General features: G+C 49.7%; 18 protein-coding genes, 1 pseudogene and 1 riboswitch. Of the genes and pseudogenes, 1 reads left to right on the top strand and 18 read right to left on the bottom strand.

Annotated features, from left to right (window positions below; genetic code table 11):
* Positions 1-2: 2 nt before the first annotated feature.
* From CVU71_05470 to CVU71_05440, 7 genes are all read right to left on the bottom strand, one after another.
* Entirely contained in the window at positions 3-377 is a 375-nt protein-coding gene (locus CVU71_05470) for a hypothetical protein (GenBank protein PKN19816.1), read from the bottom strand.
* 37 nt (positions 378-414) lie between these two features.
* Positions 415-867 (bottom strand): hypothetical protein, encoded by a 453-nt coding sequence (locus CVU71_05465; protein ID PKN19815.1) that lies wholly within the window; start codon positions 865-867, stop codon positions 415-417.
* An 18-nt stretch (positions 868-885) separates the two neighbouring features.
* Positions 886-1695, bottom strand: a complete 810-nt coding sequence (locus CVU71_05460; GenBank protein ID PKN19814.1) for a hypothetical protein — start codon at positions 1693-1695, stop codon at positions 886-888.
* A gap of 318 nt (positions 1696-2013) precedes the next feature.
* A complete protein-coding gene (locus CVU71_05455; GenBank protein ID PKN20087.1) occupies positions 2014-2640 on the bottom strand; it encodes a hypothetical protein in 627 nt (208 codons plus the stop codon).
* Positions 2591-4213 (bottom strand): hypothetical protein, encoded by a 1623-nt coding sequence (locus tag CVU71_05450; protein PKN19813.1) that lies wholly within the window; start codon positions 4211-4213, stop codon positions 2591-2593. The genes CVU71_05455 and CVU71_05450 overlap by 50 nt, the downstream gene beginning before the upstream one ends.
* 146 nt (positions 4214-4359) lie before the next feature.
* A complete protein-coding gene (locus tag CVU71_05445; GenBank protein ID PKN19812.1) occupies positions 4360-4857 on the bottom strand; it encodes a rubrerythrin in 498 nt (165 codons plus the stop codon).
* Between the two features lie 22 nt (positions 4858-4879).
* The gene (locus CVU71_05440; protein ID PKN19811.1) at positions 4880-5191 is read right to left on the bottom strand and encodes a hypothetical protein; all 312 of its coding nucleotides are present in this window, start codon (positions 5189-5191) and stop codon (positions 4880-4882) included.
* A 168-nt stretch (positions 5192-5359) separates the two neighbouring features.
* On the opposite strand from CVU71_05440, the gene CVU71_05435 reads away from it, so the two are divergent.
* Entirely contained in the window at positions 5360-5677 is a 318-nt protein-coding gene (locus CVU71_05435) for a hypothetical protein (GenBank protein PKN19810.1), read from the top strand.
* Positions 5678-5875: 198 nt separating this feature from the next.
* Here the strand turns inward: CVU71_05435 and CVU71_05430 are convergent, their stop codons facing one another.
* The 11 genes and pseudogenes from CVU71_05430 to CVU71_05380 form a co-directional block, all read right to left on the bottom strand.
* Positions 5876-6748, bottom strand: coding sequence for a hypothetical protein (locus tag CVU71_05430; GenBank protein PKN19809.1), 873 nt, complete (start codon positions 6746-6748; stop codon positions 5876-5878).
* Between the two features lie 77 nt (positions 6749-6825).
* A complete protein-coding gene (locus CVU71_05425) occupies positions 6826-9375 on the bottom strand; it encodes a hypothetical protein (protein ID PKN19808.1) in 2550 nt (849 codons plus the stop codon).
* Positions 9376-9435: 60 nt separating this feature from the next.
* The gene (locus CVU71_05420) at positions 9436-10356 is read right to left on the bottom strand and encodes an ABC transporter permease (protein ID PKN19807.1); all 921 of its coding nucleotides are present in this window, start codon (positions 10354-10356) and stop codon (positions 9436-9438) included.
* A complete protein-coding gene (locus CVU71_05415; GenBank protein PKN19806.1) occupies positions 10337-11095 on the bottom strand; it encodes an ABC transporter ATP-binding protein in 759 nt (252 codons plus the stop codon). The genes CVU71_05420 and CVU71_05415 overlap by 20 nt, the downstream gene beginning before the upstream one ends.
* A gap of 223 nt (positions 11096-11318) precedes the next feature.
* The gene (locus CVU71_05410; GenBank protein ID PKN19805.1) at positions 11319-12890 is read right to left on the bottom strand and encodes a carbohydrate kinase; all 1572 of its coding nucleotides are present in this window, start codon (positions 12888-12890) and stop codon (positions 11319-11321) included.
* A gap of 258 nt (positions 12891-13148) precedes the next feature.
* A pseudogene (locus tag CVU71_05405) lies at positions 13149-13328 on the bottom strand (hypothetical protein).
* Between the two features lie 355 nt (positions 13329-13683).
* Positions 13684-14322, bottom strand: a complete 639-nt coding sequence (locus CVU71_05400; GenBank protein ID PKN20086.1) for a hydrolase — start codon at positions 14320-14322, stop codon at positions 13684-13686.
* Between the two features lie 164 nt (positions 14323-14486).
* A complete protein-coding gene (locus CVU71_05395) occupies positions 14487-15767 on the bottom strand; it encodes a phosphohydrolase (GenBank protein PKN20085.1) in 1281 nt (426 codons plus the stop codon).
* A gap of 93 nt (positions 15768-15860) precedes the next feature.
* Complete coding sequence (locus CVU71_05390; protein ID PKN20084.1) at positions 15861-17132, bottom strand: phosphomethylpyrimidine synthase; 1272 nt, start codon at positions 17130-17132, stop codon at positions 15861-15863.
* Between the two features lie 16 nt (positions 17133-17148).
* On the bottom strand, positions 17149-17949 hold the full coding sequence (gene thiD / locus CVU71_05385) for a bifunctional hydroxymethylpyrimidine kinase/phosphomethylpyrimidine kinase (protein PKN19804.1): 801 nt from the start codon (positions 17947-17949) through the stop codon (positions 17149-17151).
* Between the two features lie 4 nt (positions 17950-17953).
* Positions 17954-18625 (bottom strand): thiamine diphosphokinase, encoded by a 672-nt coding sequence (locus CVU71_05380; GenBank protein ID PKN19803.1) that lies wholly within the window; start codon positions 18623-18625, stop codon positions 17954-17956.
* 208 nt (positions 18626-18833) lie between these two features.
* Positions 18834-18944, bottom strand: a riboswitch (TPP riboswitch).
* Between the last annotated feature and the right edge of the window lie 120 nt (positions 18945-19064).

The raw sequence follows: 19064 nt of genomic DNA, 5'->3' as shown, positions 1-19064 counted from the left end.
GTTTACTTCAAATCTCTTTTATAGCCTTTTAAAAGATTCCTAAAGTATACGTCTGCAATGATGGTCTTTCCGTTAGAAATTTTAATTAAATACGGCCGGCCTGATATATATGATTTCGATGCGCACAATATTATAAAATCATCGGCCGTTTTAATGCTGTTTCCTGCTTTTTGAAGTTTGGCCCTTAAATGACTGGCCGCTTCCTTCCCGTTATGCGCCGATCCATTTCGTATAAATAAAATATCCGAACTTTTTTCTACGGAGTTTATCAAATAGTCTATTTTGTCTTTTTCTATCGGCTCGATTGCGTAAACCAAGCTCCAGGTCAAAACTAATGTTAATGCCAATATGACAGTTTTAAAGATACTTATTTTCATATTGCCTCGGAATTGCATCGAAAAACTGGGCCGAAGCTCAGCAATCGGCAGTTGTGATCTGATAAATTTTTCTATAACTCTTTTTCCTTCTGTAAAATACCGCAATAACCATGAAACATAACGAGGGTAATATGAGCCAAAGCATTTCACTCCTGATGCCCCCCCTGAGAGTAAAAAACCGCTTCAAGCCGAGTGGCGATACCTCAATTGGCTGCCAAGGCAGAAAGTACCTTGTGTCGCTAAAGGGAAAAAAGAATGCAACGCCTAGACCGCCGTTGGTCATGGCATCTAAAATATCATGCATCATTCCGCTTGCAAAAAACATACAGAAGTAAAGACACTTCCTTTTTATGGACTTCTCAGAAATAAATATTAAGGCTACTATGCCAAGTAATGCAGCAAAAATAATACTGTGAGACAGACGTTGGCAATAATTTCCCCCTTCTATCACCAATTTAATAAAACAATGAAACCGGAGTAGCGCGCGGATGCATTGACTTTGATATACCTATTTCTTCTTTTCTCTAAGCAGTTTCAGATTTCCGCTGACTATTTCATCTTTTGGATCGATGGCCAAAGCCTGATTGATGTAATTTTCTGCCAAGTCGTATTTCTCCTGCGCCAGATAGAGAACACCTAAATTGGAATAGCCATATATGACACCGGGATATTCCCTGATCATGGCAGCTGATACTGCTTCCACGACTTTATCTGTTTCGCTGCTATCGACATAGAACAGACCATTTATCTTCGCTTGGACATTGTTGAGCATGAAGTCCTTCGGATCTCCCTCCATAGCGTTTACCAAACCCCATTTCCAGTTATTGTTTATGTTTTTTGATACCTTCAGTATTTCGAGCAACTGCCGGCTTAGAATTTCCCAGTGCTTCGTTTCAAATGCAATGTGCGCAATACCAAAATGGATATCCAAACGATCATTGAAGTATTTCAAAGCATCTTCCGTTTCCTGAATGCTCTTTACGATGAGTTTATTGTCAGGCCTGTTGCGCTCGCCAATGAACCCGACAACTTCGCCAGTCGTGGTGTCGCACAGTGATAAGTCGCCTTTCCCGGGTTCTCCCTTGGCAATAACAGTCTCGTTCCGTGTTTCTTTTGAGAAAGAATAATTGAGCAGGATTACATAGTATTCAGGGTCTTGTTTGTAAGTATCTCGGTTTTTTTCCAGGAAATTCTCTACGGTCACAAAATCACCACCACTTATTTTGTGGAGCATTTCCTGAAATATTTCGTTCTTCATCGCATTTGCGATTGTTGGGAGGGATACAAGCAGAACCAAAACAATTATTTTAAATCTCATTCAATCTCCTATGCATAATGAAATAAATCAGCCGGCGTTTCGTCAAATCCGCCGGTCCAAGTCAGCACAGGCGAATAATCAGGCTGTGAAATGTCTGTTTTGTAATTCGAGTTAATATTCTTTTTATGATGCGTGTCGGATAATACAATGTATTGAAAACAATGCAAGGTAAAACAGAGCCTTGTCGATTGAAACACAACGCTTGTGAACGATATATTTTACGGCTGAGGAGATATCATTTTTTGCGGACAAACGGCAACGATTTATAACCGTACTGCACGTGCTGTAAAATAAAAATTTCTCCCCTGCGGCACAGTCCTATGCCCCGTCCAGGCCTGATCGCTCCACATGCTGAAACCAGGTAGCCGGATCGGCCAGAAATTCTTCTGTATCCTTAAGCGACAACAGATGCTCGCGCTCGACCCCGGCCAGCATGTTGAAAAACGCTATTTCCTTCGGGTCCGTGCACTGTTTTTCCAGTTTGGTATACAGCGCGACACCACGAGCTTCGAAATCAATCGCCGTGCGGACGGCTTTGAGCTCCTCTTCCGTGCCGGTCATCCGGGCCGATTTTTTGCCGGACATGGATTTTAAGATCGTCCCCGCTAATGATTTCTTCACTTTCAGGGGAACGGTTGCCGGCCATTTCTTCTGCTCTGCCCATTTATCATGGAGCTTTTTCAGAACTTCAAAATGTTCCTTTTCTTCATCGGCAATCTGTTTGAACATATTTTTGCCCGCCATATTCCTGGTTTTCCGGGCATGCGCCAGGTAAAACTCGCGCTCTTTTTCTTCATTTTCCAAAGCAAAAGCCAACGCGTTGATTCTTTTATCCATGAATACCCCCTTAGGCGGATGATCACATTTGTGAAGCATTATAGAAGATATTGCCGATTCAGGCAATACGTTTTTCACCAGGGCTTCCATGATAGATATCCCGGACATACTCCGCTATATTGTTGCAATGATCGGAGATGCGTTCCAGATGCCCCAGCATTTCGACAAATATCGGCCCGGATTCCCGGCTGCATTCGCGCAAATGAAATCTTTTCAGATGATTTTCCAGTGATTCCTTGACCCGGACATCGATTTCCTCCTCGCGGCTGAAAACGGCCTTTACGATTTCCGTATTAAAAATCTCCAGAAGGGCTGATGCGTCCGTAAGATTTTTCTCGACCATTGCCAGGATTTCCTGAAGTTCTCTTTCACCGCAGTCGCTGAATTTGATTTTGCTTAACGCCTGCTCACCGGCAAGAACGCTGATCGACTGGAGATGATTGCCGATGCTCTTAATGTCTCCGGCCATGGCCGTATAGGCAAAGACCCTTCTGGAAAGCTCAGCGGACAACTCGTGGCCCGATGCCTTCCAGAGAAACCGGACAATCTGCGCACGCAAATTGTTGACCACCATCTCAATGTAAGCAATGTCCCTGCCTCTTCCCTCTTCATAGCGGGACAGCAGGCCGGCGGTTTTGGCAAACATGATTTGCACGAGTTTTAGCTGGCGCTGGAGCTCCTTTTGCACATGAGTGAGCGACTTGACCGGATCCATTAAATCTTTACGGTCAAGATATTCCGGCCAGATAGGCAGGACGTCGTCTTCCCCGGGAAGAATTTTCTTCATCAGCTTTGCGAAAGGCCGCAGAAAAAAAATAAAAACAACAACGATCAACAGGTTCAATAAAAAATGGGCCCAAACGATCTGCTGGGCAACGCTTGCGGACATGCTTCGAAGGAGGTCGAGGAAAAGCGGAAACAATATCAGACAAAGCAAAACACCGACGCATTTGAAAATCAGGTGAGACGCGGCGGTTCTCTTCCCGCTGACATTCGCAACCGTTCCGGCCAGAAGCGCCGTCACGGTGGTGCCGATATTCGCGCCCAGAACAACGGGTATGGCGTTTTCCAACCCGACCAGATCCTGCTGCGCCAAAACGGCCAGAATACTGATCGGTATTGCGGAGGCATGGACAATGGCGGTCACCACGATCCCCAGCCCCAGTCCGAATAAAGGGTTTTTGGCCTGAGTAAAGTAATGAACAAAGACCGGTGATTGTTTGAGCGGCGCCGCCGTTTGACTGATGATCTCCAGACCGAAGAAAATCAGGCCGAAATAAAAGATCATCTCTCCGGCTGTTTTCCATCGTCCCCGGCGGGTCAGCCACAAAAGCCCCCCGATGGAAACAAAAAGAGGAGAAAATTCCGTAAACCGCCAGATAACAAACTGCACGGTCAGGGTGGTGCCGATGTCCGCGCCCAGAATAATGGCCAGCGAACTGTAAAAGCTGATCAAACCGGCGCTGACCAGGCCGATCGTAAGCGCGGTTGACGCTGAAGAACTTTGAAAAACGATCGCAGAGGCGACGCCGGTGAGAAGCCCATAGAATGGTTTATCCACGGCATATTTGACCAGTTCTTTTATCCTGGCGTTCATCAGGCGGCGAACGACGGAAGAAAGGCGGATCATACCGACCAGAAATAAGATAATACCACTTGCGGCGATGAGAACCTCTTTCATTTCCCTGCCCTGTCAACCCTTGTTTTAAGCGCTAAAATATTTGAAGAAAGAAAATGGCAAACCCGTTCATCCCGAAAACCTGCAAAAAATCCCCCGGCAGACCCGGTTTAAATTACAGGCCGCCGGAGGATTATTTTTGATGATCATCAATCAACTTTTTTGAACATTTTGCCTTTGGCGCCGCAGACGGGACAGGTTTCCGGCGCTTCATTTTCCACGGTAAAACCGCAAACGGGGCAAACATAGTAACTGTAAGCATCTTTCGCGGCGTCCAGAGAATCGAGCATCTGCTGATAGAGCCCGGCATGAATTTTTTCCACTTCGTTGGCATACATAAAAGAACGTTCGGCTTCTTTGTGCCCTTCCGCTTTGGCGCTCTCAATCATAGCCGGATACATGCTTTTGAATTCGTGCGTTTCACCGGCAATCGCTTCCTGCAGATTCTCTTTGGTGGAGCGGATGCCTTTCATGGCCCGCAGATGGGCATGGGCATGGACTGTTTCCGCTTCCGCCGCCGCGCGGAAAAGTCTGGCGGCCTGGGGAAACCCCTCTGCGTCCGCCTTGGCGGCAAATGCCAGGTATTTGCGGTTGGCCTGCGACTCGCCGGCAAAGGCTTCTTTTAATGCATCTTCTGTTTTCGACATGGTTATCTCCTTTTTTGTTTTATTACAGTTTCATATCAAACGTGGATACTTTACCGGTATCCGTTTCTTTGATTTGCAAACGCAGCACCTTCGCCGTTTTCACTTCTCCCGGATAAAAAATGAAGCCGTGAGCCAGCTCTCCGGGTTTCACCGCACGGTAATGCAAAGTTCTGGTCTGCAAATCTTCCTTAATTTTAGCCTGCACATCCGACGGATCCATGGCGGCCTGACTGCCACCGACAGCCACTCCCGCCGCCGCGCCAACAGCCGCGCCCTTTCCGGCTGCCGCACCCACGCTGGTTCCGGTAACAATGCCGATGGCCGCCCCGATCACAGCCCCCGCCGCTCCGAACAGCAACCCTTTTTTAGCCGCTTCGGGGGCCACTCTGCTCAGTTCAGTTTTTTTAGACAGGCGGTCATAGGCCATATTTTGTGACAGGATCGGCCAGACATTGCTCTCTTCATCGATCAAAAATGTCTGTTCAGCAATAATCATCAAAGGATGATTGCTTTTATTATCAAAAACCACCTGCACAGGAAGAATGCCCGCAGAACGAATATCGAAGCCAAAAGCGGATTTGGCCTCATCGGCATCCGTAAAACTTTTGGCGGCGATGACCGCGCCGCCAACATGAACGGCATTGGGGCTGTTCTGAGGGGTTTTAAAAGGCACAACCTGCCTTTCATAAGGCATGCATCCCGCGATCAACATCCCGATAAACACAGCAATCAGCAACCGTTTATTTATTGTTTTATACATGGCAACAACTCCTTTGGATTCGCTTTTATTAGATGGCACATCCTGACAAAAACAGGATGAAACTACAAGGGTAATTTATGAAACGATACTGCCGTTGTCAATATCTTACGGACACAGGCAGTTGTTAAAACGAGGATATCCCTTGCGTACAGCAGTGATAAGACGTTGACGCGGCAGTCCATTGCCACTCCGGTTGCCTGGTGTTTTTAACGGAAATTGAATATTCGCAGACGCATATTGCGTGCTGTCTGCAAATGATCAAAGCTCCGTCAGTTTTTTCTTTCCGTCGTATACCGGCAGCAATCGCTCTCTCTTTCTGACGATGCGGAGGTATTTGCTGAGCCCCAGCGCGCTGAACTGTTCCGCAATGATGTGATCCAGATATGTCGCCTGATCATGAGAAGGAGGGAGCGGCAGGGGCTCAATAATCAGATGATTATGGTATTTAATGAAGCTCGCGGCAACAAAATTCACGGCAAATCTTGTAATACCCGACAGGGTGATATAATTGGCTTCCAGCACAATACCTTCGCAAAAAATCATCTTCTTTAAATAGTCGGGCAGTCCGAACATATCGATGATTCTTTCGGTCAGATAGGGATGATATTTTTCAATAAATATTTCATCAATCCTTTCATCATCGGGAGCGTGCAGTTTTTTATAGACGTGAATGATCATCCGGCCGATTTCGGAAAAAAGACAACCCAGCTCAACCCGCTTGGCCATATCTTCCCGCAAGCCCATTTGCTGTGCCAATATCTTTCCAATGATGGATGAAGCGATGCTCCGCGCGAAAATAGCTTCGATTTTTTCGTCGTCACGGGCAAGAAACTGCTGAGCAAGAATAAAAATCAACGCTTTGGTATGGCTCATGCCCAAACGGGTCACCACTTCATAAAAGGTGTGAATGACTCCTTTCTTCAAGCTCCCGTAATAAGCAGAATTGGCAATATTGAAAATCTTGACCAGAATTTCCTGACCGATACGGAATTTCAGCATTTCAATCTCGTTGTTACTGGCCTCCACATTATCCAGGATGGCCAGCACATCCGGAGAAAAGCCGAGCGTTTCCGCATCCAGCATTTTTGCTTCAATTTCATCGAGAATACTCAGTATTTCTTCCTGCTGCATGTTATGATTCCCCTCTCATTCGACAGTAATCATTTTATCAGGCCCCTTGTCCGGTCAAACGTTGTAACCCTGCACCTCTAATGACGGCCGATCAGTGTAAATGCCGCCCATTCCGATGGTCCATAGCCCTTTTGAATCATTTCATTCTGGGCCGCTCTCAGAGCTTCGGCCATATTGTCGTTTTTTTCCAGATTTTTATAAAATATTTCCACCCATGCGGCTCTTGATTGATCCTCAACCCGCCAAAGTGTTGCGACCACCGACGGGCTGACGGCATAAAGCCAGGCGGCAACCAGGGACTGCATTCCCGTGTCCGCCGAAGAGACGACTCTTTCCGGCCGGCAACCGCCGAAAACCGTCGTCCGCGCGGCAAGTTGCAGGCGCGCAATATCACGACCGCTCCGGCATCCATTGCGCGGCCAGGCTGCATCCGGAGGCAAACCCGGATCGAGGGGCGTCTCTTTCATGAAATAATCGCCCGGCGCAAAATGGATGATGTCATAGATTCCCGTCAACTTTTGCAAGTCAGCCGGGGATATATTTTCCGCCACATAATAATCCGCCTGCGGGAATATTTTTTTCAGTATATCCATCTCCGCCCCGTCGTCCGGCGAAGACCGTTGTTTTCCGGTGCTCTGAGCATCAGCAATGATGAGTGTTTTTTTCGTTTTCGTTATTAACTTTTCCGGCGCCATCTGTCTGATCAGGCCGGTATGGGGCAGATAGAAAATCGTAAAACCGTCCACCAGATAAGACTTGATGTAACGCATCGACGCAAAGGACAGGTTATAAAGTGCTCCATGGGGCACAAAACCCACCCGGTCTCCGTAAACAAAAGGAATGACCGGTTTCAAAAACGCATCATAAACTTTTTCCGATAAAGCGTTGGCCTGACTTCTGTCTTTAGACATCATGGCGCTGCGATAGGCATACACCAGTCGGTCGACCTCATTGCGGGACATTCTTATTTTTTCCTGATGGAATCCATTTTTGCTGATCACCCAGACATATAAATGTTTTTCACCGACATAATAGGTAAAAAGGGTTGTATTGTTATCCAGCAATCGCTGAATGTCGCCCGCATCCGATGACACAACACCGATCAGCGAATGCAGCGCTTCATCCTGCTCTTTGACCCTGGCCAGGGCATCTGCATAAGCCCTTCGGTTCCGGTCGATTTTTGCAACCGTATTCATGAAAACGGCGGACCCGTTTACCGGTGATAATAATCTGATATAATCCCCCGACAGCTGTTCACTGTATAAGCGCATTTGTTTTACGGATGCTGATACAGGCGGGTTCTTCCCGATCATTTCGCCGGCCAGCAAATCCGCCAACAGGGCTGTTTTCGACCGCTCAGCTGTTTTAAAAGCGCCCCTTTCATCGGCCTTTCCGGCCTGTGAATCCAGAAGGGCTTCGTAGAGTTCCTGACGCTTGAAAAAAGCAATACTCCTGAAGCCAGCATCCTTGTTCAACCAAAGCGCGTTTCTCTCCATTAACGTCAATGCATTGTTCAGGGAATCTACAGCCTGATCGACATCGCGGATTTTTCCGGCGTGATGGGCAAGAATCATTTTGGCCCAGATGGCATAGGAAGAAAGCTGATACTTATCGGCCATGCTTTCCAGATCATGAGCGGCTTTTTTACCCTTTGGGACATTGCCGTCCAGCAAATAAATCTGATTGAGAAAGAAAAGACTGTCGGCTTCGCCAATGCGGTAATCCGCTTTTTGCGCCATGCGGGCAGCCGCTTCCAGATGATTAACGCCTTCGGAGGGCTGTCCCTGAATACCATAGGCCAGTCCCAGAAAGTTGCGCACATCGCATTCGATAAATGAGGGGGTAATCTCCGGGAAATACCGGATAACTTTTGTCTTCAAAATATCCCTGTTCAGAATCTCAACCTGCTTCAGATGAGACAGGCCCTCGGAAATGTTCCGGCGGATATCCTGATAAAAGGCTTCATCGAAATCCTTAAGGACTAATCTGCCGGAAACTTTTGAAAAATAATCCGCAAGCACCAGGGCTTTACCGTAGTCCAATTCCGTGTCGCGCCTCAGCGCCATTAAATCAGGGTTGCCGGGATAACCGGAATTGGCCGCAAGGGCCTGTCCGAAATATTTACGGGCGTTGGAGTAGTCGCCTTTCTGCAGATAATGATGTCCATGGTTATAAAAAGCAAAAGCGTTGAGAGGCGCGCCCGGCCACCTTCGTTCCATATCCCGGATACACAGGGCGGCATCGTCCGTCCGGCCATACCGTTCGAGCGCCGCAACTTTCCGCCCCAACGCTGTTCCTTCCCCGAAAGCATTGCTCCGTTTGCGAAATTCCTCAATCGCCCGGTTGAAGAAATGAATGGAACGCACCGGGTCGCCTTCTGACTCGAAATGGGCTCCCACGCTGATAAAGATATAAGGCACGGCCTCATCCTGCACAAGGCTGGCCTTTTTGATCTGATCGGCGTTACGGATCGGAATATCCGCATCATAAGGGCCGTTGAGTTGAACCGGAGCCAGAAAAGCCGGAGGGGCCGGCAGGGCTTCCATCATATTGGCGCACCCCCATAGTCCCAACAGGGGTCCCATCAACAGAAACCATTGCATGCGGTGAAAAAAAGGATGACGCATGATCAAGTCCGTTCTATTCTGAATTTGGATACATACTTTACTATGGCCTGTCAGACCCGGCTATTTCAGGAAACCCTGAATGATCCGGTTGACCGCCTGGTCATATGTCAGCCCCAGACTCATCAGTTTGGTCAATTGATCACTTGCAATTTTACCGATAGAAGCTTCATGAGTCAATGTCGCATCAGGATGTCCCGCTTTCAGCGACGGCATGGTTTCATTGGTGCCGTTATCCATAATAATGGCATCACATTCAATATGGCCGAAACATTCGTTTTGCGCATCCATCGTTGCGTAAAATATCTGTTTGGAATTGCCCTTCATGACGGAGCGGGAAATCATGTTGGCGCGGCTTCCCGCGCCTTTTAAAGCGATATTATTCGTGGATACGGCTGTCTGATCACCATCCGTTAAAACCCTTTCCGTAATCAACAAAAGACTGCCATGACCCAGCACCGCTTCATTCAACCGGTTGGCTTCATCCACACCGGCAATCTGGGTCAGCTCCATGTTCGCCTGTGCGCCATCCTCCAGGTATACCCTGGTGGTCGGATTGAGTGTCCTGCGTCCCTTGCCGTCGCCTGCGGCATAGTGCTTTTCAACATAGGTAACCTTCGCTTTTTTGCCGACTTTAAATTCATGGATGCCGGCATGCCCTTCCGGTTCAGACGAACCGCAGTGAATGCCGCAACCGGCAATGATGGTCACCTCGGCATCATCTCCGACGATAAAGGAGTTATAGACCACATCATAAAGACCGGCCTGGCTCAAGATGACCGGGATATGAACCGATTCGTTTTTTGTCCCCGGCTTGATGGTAACGATAATGCCTGTTCCTTCAGCATTGGTTTCAATGTTGATATTGGCCGATACCTGCCGGCTCAGAAGTTTGCCGTTTTTTCGTATATTGTAGGCGCCCTTGGGCAAACTTTCCAAATCGGCAACCGTTTTTAATAATGTTTTATCTATAGCATCCAGCATCATGATCTCCTTCACAACTGTCCCGGTAAGTACACACACTCAAATCATCCAGAAGCGGCATAGCGCCTTCCAGGTTTCCGCTATAGGCAATCTTGCCCGAATTGATAATCAGAATCTCATCCGCCGCCTCTAAAAAGGCTCTGTTGTGACTGACGACGATCGTTGTCGTATGATTGTCAGCCAGCTCCTTCTTCAGAAGATTGACCATCGGACCTATGGTCCATAAATCAATTCCCGTATCCGGTTCATCGTATATAGCCAGTTTGGGATTAGCGGCGATGGTGGTGGCCAGCTCAATTTTTTTGATTTCACCGCCGGAAAGCCTGGCATCCACTTCTTTGTCCAGAAAAGACAGAGGACAGATGCCTACCCGGCCAAGAATCGCCAGAAGCTTGTTTTCATCCTCAATGCCGGTGGCAATCGTCAGCAAATCGCGAAACGTGATGCCTTTAAAACGGGCAGGCTGCTGGAAACTATAGGCAATGCCCGCCTTGGCCCGTTGGGTGATGGTCCATGCGGAAACATCCTGTCCGTTGAAAAGGATGGCGCCTTGTGATGCCGGATTGACGCCCATGATTAATTTAGCCAGCGTGGTTTTACCACTGCCGTTGGGGCCGGTAATGGCGTAGAATTTGCCGTCCTGAAAAGTGAAATCGATCCCATCGATGATATTGCGGCTCTTCCCTCCGGCTTCGTCATCTTCCTGCACCGTAAAATACAAATTCTTTAATTCCAGCATGAATTCTGCCTTTTCTGATAATATTTTGATGTCACCGCTATATGATTGTTTCTTTCTTCTGTCAATAGGGGGAAGGGATAAAGACTGAAGGCTGGCAGGTTAAGAGAAAGGCGCGAAACGCTGCGTCATGCAGGCTTTCGCCGGCATCCGGAAAGATATAATAACGCCGAAGGCCTGCAAAACAAACCTTCAGCCTTCGGCCTGAAAGACTTCATTCTTCTGCCTACCCCTCCCCCGCCCTTTTGGGATAGCCGGTGATGTCGCGGATTTCTTCATAAAGCGGCTTTAACTTTTTATACATTTGTTTGTAAACACGATTGTAAAGTTGATCATATATCTTGTGCGTATTGAGATCCGGTTCAAAATATTGTCCGATACGGGTCATCTCCGCAACAGCGTCCTTGAAGTTCCGGTGCATCTTCAACCCGACTGCCGCATCAATGGCCGCGCCCAGCCCTGATGTTTCATAAATATGCGAGCGCGCGGTCGGCATGCCGAAGATATCAGCGGTCAGTTGCATGGCCGAGTTGCTTTGCGATCCGCCGCCGGAAACGCGCAATTCGGTAATATCCACGCCGCTGCGCTTTTCCTCGCGCTCCTTGCCCTCCCTGAGGGCATACGCCAGACCTTCCAGAATGGCACGGTAGAAATGCGCCCGGTTGTGCACGTCGCCAAAACCGATCACAGCCCCCTTGGCCTCCGGTCCGGGCACTTTAATGCCCGGCGACCAGTAGGGCTGGAGAATCAATCCCATGGAACCGGGCGGCACGTCATGCAGGAGTTCTTCAATAAGCGTTTCGACTTTAACACCCTGCTCCCCGGCCATCTGCTGCTCCATATGAGCAAATTGCTCTGAAAACCAGCTGACCATCCAGTACCCCCGGTAAATCTGTATTTCCAGGCTGTAAGCGTCCGGTACTGCCGAGGGATAAGGGGGAATCAGCGGTATGGCCTCAATATATTTATAGTGTGTTGTATTAATGGTCGCCGATGTGCCATAGCTCAGACAGCCGATATGCGGCTCAAGACATCCGGCGCCGAGCACTTCACAAGCCTTGTCTGCGGCGGCGGCGAATACCGGCAGTCCTTCCGGTATTCCGGTATCGGCGGCAGCCTGACGGGTGATCTGTCCCAGCACGCCCGCAGGCTCGATCAAATCCGGCAGCATCCGGGGTTCGACCTGGGTGACCGGCCATTTCCAATTCCAGGATGACGCCCAGGCCTTTTTTTTGTAATCGAAGGGAATATAGCCGACCTGACATCCGATTGAATCAACAAATTGTCCGGTCAGACGATACGTCAGATAGCCGGAGAGAAATAAAAACTTGTGCGTTTTGCTCCAGACCTCCGGCTGATAACGTTTGATCCAGTTGCTCTCCGCTTCTGCCTGAAGGTAGGCAACGGTTTCGCTCATGCCCGACAATTTAAAAGCCAGACCCCAGAATCCGCCAATCGGCTTCAAACCGCTGGTGCGTCTCTGATCCAGCCAGACCATTGCCGGTCGCAGTGGATTTCCGTTTCTATCGAGATTGATCATGGTGCAGCGCTGTGAGGTCAGCGTAACGCCCGCGATCGCTTCCTTCGGCACGGATGTCTCACTCCAGAGCATCTGACAGGCCTGGCAGAGCGATTTCCAGTAATAGGGAACATCCTGCTCCGCCCAACCCGGCTGTCGTGAAACGTAAGGCTGCATGGGAACTCTTTTTTGGTAAAGCAAATTGCCCTTTAAATCAAAAATGAGAGCCCGGACAGATTGCGTGCCGTTATCAATACTGAGAATTAAGTCCTGAGTCATGAATCACCTTTATAGGGAAACACAGATGCAAGGTCCGCTTGTCATGGGAATACGTCACCATTCCGGTGTAAATCAATGCCGTATAGTCATAGCATTGAATTCTTTTTTTTAAAAAGGATTTATTGCTCAGATCAATAATTGAATGCAAAGAATTTGCGGAAAATTGCCGGACAGGAAGGAACAGACCGGCGCTGAAACTTAAAGAGCAGGAAACTTGCGTCCGCCTGCTCTTTAAATTATCTTTGTTGATGGGTGTTACTTCTTGGCTGCTGCCTTTTTGACAACTTTCTTCGCTGCGGCCTTTTTGACAACCTTCTTCGCTGCGGCCTTTTTGACAACCTTCTTCGCTGCTGCCTTCTTGACTACTTTCTTTGCTGCCGCTTTCTTCGCTGCGGGTTTTGCAGCCTTCTTCACTACCTTCTTTGCTGTTGCTGTCATTGGGTTTAGCCTCCTTTAATTGAGTTTACTTTTTCTTTGCAGAATTAGTAATCTGACTTATGTGGCCTGATTTTACTTTATTTTTTCCTTCCGGTCAACAAAAACTATAAAAATATTTTGTTTTTTTAATTTTTTATTCCGACGCGCGAAGAATTTTTTTTCATCAAAAAAAATTTCAAACAACACAACGCCAACCGTTTGCGGAAAACAATATTGCTTTCACAAACGCTGTAACTCAGTCACAGTGATGCTTACAGGGCTTCATAGCCGTTTGGACATTTATAATAATAAAGTATTTTGCGGAGATTTTTCAAGAACGATCTATTTTTTTGACGCTGAAATTCGAGTCATGAGATTATAAATATTTTTTTGCGCCGACATAATGGCGGACATAATATTCCGCAGACAGAGAGTCTATCCGGATTTTTTTACCGCGCGACGGCGCATGGATGAACTGACCGTCACCGATATAAATGCCCACATGCGATATTTTTCCCTGCCCGCGCGTTGCAAAAAAAACCAGGTCGCCTTTCTGCAGATCGCGCCGGTCAATCGTATCGCCCGCATCATACTGCGTTCGCGAATGCCGCGGCAGATCCAGACCATTCAACTGATAGACCGTCATGGTCAGGCCGCTGCAGTCAAATCCCTTCTCAGCGGACACGCCGCCCCACAGATAAGGCACGCCGATAAAGTCCCGCGCCGATTTGACCAGCGACTCTCTTAAATAATCTTCGCCATACTGCTTGCGCTTTGCCGCGGCGGAATCTTCCGGCAGCACAATATAGAATGCTTCGATCACCCCCGCACTTTGCAGCGATTGGGCCCGAAGCCGCGCCTTTTCTTTCGATGAGAAATTGCCGAACCGTACTTTAAACAGCCCGTCGGCTGCTTTGAAATAGGTGGCGGAAAGTCCCTGGCCTTTAAGTTTTTCCGTCAGGCGCACGGCGTTTTCCACCTGCGCAAAAGCGCCCGCCTGGATGGTGTGGCCCATCATGGCCAGCTGCCGTTTTTGCGGCCGGGGTGAAACAGGCTGCACCTTCGCTCCCCGGCTCGCGCACGATTGCAGCAACAGCGCGACAATCAAGAACATCGCAAGACTCAAACAGTTTTTTTTCAATTTCACCATTAGGGTTTACCTGTCGCTCGGCGGTCTTGTCATTTCCAGCGGGTTCGCACAAAGGCCGCCGCCTCTTCCCTGGTATGGATTCTGTCTTCCAGCTGTTCTTCTTCCAGCGCCCGCAAGACCTCCCCCATCAGCTTTCCCGGAGAAAAGCCCATCGCCAGCAAATCATCACCGGTCAACAACCGCGGCGGATGCAGCTCCTCCTGCTCCATATTCTGCAACCGCTCAAGGCAGAAATCATAATTGTCCAGCATCCCGTGGCTGGCCAGGCAATCCAGTCGATGCAATTGCAGGTGCAGATTAAAATCCGGCATCCGCAGAAATCGTTTCAGACGGGCCGGCCGCATTTGCTGTACGTTCATGAAAACCATGTGCTGATGAATTAAGCTCAGAACCGTTTCCCGGTCGGCGCGGGAGAATCGCAGCCGCCGCATCAAAGCGTCGGCGATGGTTTCTCCCAGCTTCACATGCCCGTAGAAATGGACGCCGTTTTCATCTTCCGTCCTTGTTACGGGCTTGCCGACATCATGCAACAGCACCCCCCAGGCGAGCACCGCATTGGCTTCGGGTTTATCTTCCATGGATAATATATCCAGCATGATTAACGTGTGCTGCCAGACATCGCCTTCCGGATGAAAACGAGGCGGCTGCGCCACCCCGCGCATACCATCCACTTCCGGCAATACCTGCCTGAGGATGCCCGTTTCGGCCATTAATTCAAAGCCCCGCCTTGCGCCGCCGCGCGTGAGCATTTTATTTAATTCCTCCTGCACACGTTCCGCGCTGATTTCTTTTATCTTGGCCGCATTCCGGGTAATGGCATCTTTCGCCGCTTCGTCCAGGGCAAAATCCAGATTAGCGGCAAAACGGATTGCCCGCATCATTCTCAAATAGTCTTCATTGAAACGGTGAGCCGGATCGCCGATCGTGCGAATGATTTTCTTTTGAATATCGGCGCGGCCGTCCACGTAATCAATAATCTCTCCCGTCACGGCATCCATTAACAGGCCGTTAGCGGTGAAATCCCGTCTGAAAACATCTTCCCGGGCGGATGAAAAGTGAACCTGGGAGGGCCGGCGTCCGTCTTCGTACACGTCGTCGCTGCGAAAAGTAGCCACTTCACAGGAATGCCCGCCTTCCATCACCACGACCACACCGAATTTGGCGCCGACGGCAACGGTGCGCTCAAACAGATGGATCACCTGATCGGGCAGGGCGGATGTTACAATATCATAATCGCCGGGAACCTTGCCGCGGATAAAATCCCGGACGCAACCGCCTACGAAATAGGCTTCAAATCCGGCTTCCTTCAGACGACGCACAATGACCTCGGCTGTGCGGCGTTTGCTTTCGGCGGCTTTTTCAAAGGCCAGGTCCAATACGAGCTCCTCAAAGCACCCTTTTATTTATCGTTTGCCTAATTTGATTGCGCAAAACTCGCCGCACATCGAGCAGCCTTCATCCTGAGCGCTCTTGCTTTTTTCCAGAAGCGCGACGGTTCTTTCCGGATCGATGGATAAATCCACCTGTCCCTGCCAGTCGAAATTTTTCCGGCACTCGGACATTTTCCGGTCCCGCTCACGCGCCCCTTTGACGCCCTTGGCAATATCCGCGATATGGGCGGCAATCCGCGCGGCAATAACGCCGTCGCGGACGTCGGCAAGCGAAGGCAGACGCAGATGTTCTGCCGGCGTTACGTAGCAGAGAAAATCAGCTCCGGCGGCTCCGGCAATCGCCCCGCCGATCGCGGAGGTGATATGGTCGTAACCGGGCGCGATGTCCGTGGGCAGCGGTCCCAGAACATAAAACGGAGCGCCCTGACATATTTTCTTCTGAAGTTTGATATTGGCCTCCACTTCGGTAATCGGCACATGTCCCGGACCTTCAATCATGACCTGTACGCCTTTCCTACGGGCGCGGGCCGCGAGCTCGCCCAGAATGATCAGCTCCTGCAATTGTCCCCGGTCGGTCGCGTCATCGGTGGCTCCCGGGCGCAAACCGTCACCCAGACTCAAAACCATGTCATAGCGGTGCGCGATTTCGAGCAGCCGGTCGTATTCCTCATAAAGCGGATTTTCCCGCTTGTTGCAGTGCATCCAGTTGGCTGTCATGGAACCACCCCGGCTGACGATGCCCAGGACCCTTCCCTGCGCCTCGACTGCAGCCACACTCAGGCGATTGACGCCGCAGTGCACGGTAATGAAGTCGACGCCGTCGCGGCCGTTTTCCTCGATCACGGCAAACATATCTTCCGCCGTCATTTCGGAAATCGCTTTTTTCTCGTCCAGAATTTTTACCGCGGCCTGATAAATCGGCACCGTCCCGATGGCCACGGTAGCTTGTTCCATCACCGCTTTGCGGATTTGCGCCAGATTGCCGCCGGTAGAAAGATCCATCACCGCGTCGGCCCCTGCCGCCGCGGCAATTTTTAATTTTTCCAATTCAACGGCCAAATCATTATTGTCCCTGGATGTCCCGATATTGGCGTTGACTTTGGTGCGCAAACCAAGTCCTATCGCCAGCGGTTTGATTCCCGTATGGTTCACATTGCGGCAAATCACGATATTTCCATCCACCATGCCCTGCCGGATAAACTCTCCCTCAACGCCTTCTTCCGCCGCGCAGATTTTCATCTCTTCTGAAATGATCCCCTGGCGTGCTTTTTCCAACTGTGTCATTTTTTCCTCCAAAATATTAATACATTTTTCCAAAAACATTCACCGGCCCGTGACCTTTTCCCACGAAAAGCGAGTTGGCAATCGCCTCTGTCACAATCCTTTTCGCCTGCTCTACCGACTCCACAATCGTTTTACCCTGAGCAATATTTGCGGCGAGCGCAGAGGCAAACGTACAGCCGGTGCCATGTGTGTTCTTTGTTTTGATCCAATCTGCCGGAAACTCATAATATTGTTTCCCGTCATAAAGCACATCTATACTGCCCGCAGTCCTTCTGCCCGACAGATGCCCTCCCTTAATGATCACATTTTTCACACCAAGATCCGAAATAATGGTGCAAGCTTTCTTCATGCCGGCAATCGATCGGATTTTCATGTGCGCCAGAGATTCCGCTTCGGGTACATTCGGGGTAAGAACCCCCGTCAGCGGCAGCAGCTTTTTGATGATCGCCTTTAGCGCCGCCTCCTGCATCATGGTGCAACCGCCCTTGGCAATCATGACCGGATCGACCACCAGATTCGAAAGCCCGTATTGTTCAACCTTACGGACAACGGCATGAACCGCACCTGCTGTTAAAAGCATGCCGGTCTTCACGGCATCCGCGCCGATATCGCTCAACACGGCATCCAATTGCGCCGCAATGAATTTTGGCGGCACCGGAAGAATCCCCTGAACGCCGCGTGTGTTTTGCGCGGTCAACGCCGTAATCGCGCTCGTGCCGTAACAGCCGCAGGCGCTCACAGCCTTCAGGTCCGCCTGAATGCCCGCGCCTCCGCCGGAATCGGATCCTCCAATACATAAGACTTTAAACGGCCTCATCACTTTAGTTCGCCTCCGGAAAAACATCTTTTTGCCGGTAGCGGATCACCAGCAGATGACCCGAGCGGACGCGAATGCAGGCCTGTTCGGCCTGAATGATATTGCTGACGCCTCTTGACTCGGACATGCTCAATGTCGCTTCGTTAAGCGGATAGAGGAATCCCTGAAGCGTAACACCTTTCACTTCGGGAGAAAGTGCGATGAGCGAAACCAGACAGCCCGTTAAGTCCGCAAAGGCAACCTCACTGTCCGCAATAAACATTTCACAGTATTCATCCAGCAGGCGGGTTTTAATCCCCGCTTCCTTGCCTCTGAGCAGTAAGAAAAGATTCGCCAGGGCATGATCTATTCTTCCGCCCTGTGCGCCCCAGATATCAATCGCTTCCGGCTGGAGGGACATTGCATAATCAAGCGCCAGCGCCGTATCGGTAAAATCCTTGTTGACCGGATACCGGATGATGTTCACACCCAGACGTTCAAAACGCGTCAGTTGCTCCGGGTCGAGGGAATCCATATCCCCCACCAGCACATCCGGTATTATCGAGGCAACCGTCAGATGGCGGGCGCCGCCGTCACAGCAGATCAGCAAGCGATTATCTGTTTGCTCCACCTTCGTCCGGAAGAAATTCATATCCCCCAGACGCCCGCCGCTGACGATAACAATGTGTTGATGCATAACTGTCCCCAATCACGGGCTTGCGCCCTCCGCTTTGCGGGATAACCCCGATAGCCTTTGGCTACGGGATAATTCGACTGACCAACAAGACTGCGCTGCGCTTGCCCTGTTGGAGTCTCATTAGTGAAACTTCATTTCCACTACGCGGAATTGAAGTTTCACTAAAAAAGCCATATCCCTTTACCTGAAAAGGATATGGCTCAAACTGGTTTTTTAGATCGCCATTCCCTACGCCGGCATTACCCGTGTCAGGTTCAAAGGGTGTATTCTCAGCCATAGGTTCCGTAAACCGGAATATATGGCACCCCACGGACAAAAATTAATACATTAACTTTCAAAAAGCAATTTTTTTAAATCAGCCACCCCGCAGCAAGCTGTCCGGGTATGCAATGAACGTTTTCATGTCGCAATAGCTGCGGCGGATTAATGCTCGTCGCCC

It is taken from the genome of Deltaproteobacteria bacterium HGW-Deltaproteobacteria-6 (genome assembly GCA_002840435.1).
In the GTDB taxonomy this organism is placed as follows: Bacteria; Desulfobacterota; Syntrophia; order Syntrophales; family Smithellaceae; genus UBA8904.
The sequence above is the reverse complement of the archived record's forward strand: the minus strand, read 5'-3'. Positions and strand labels throughout refer to the sequence as shown.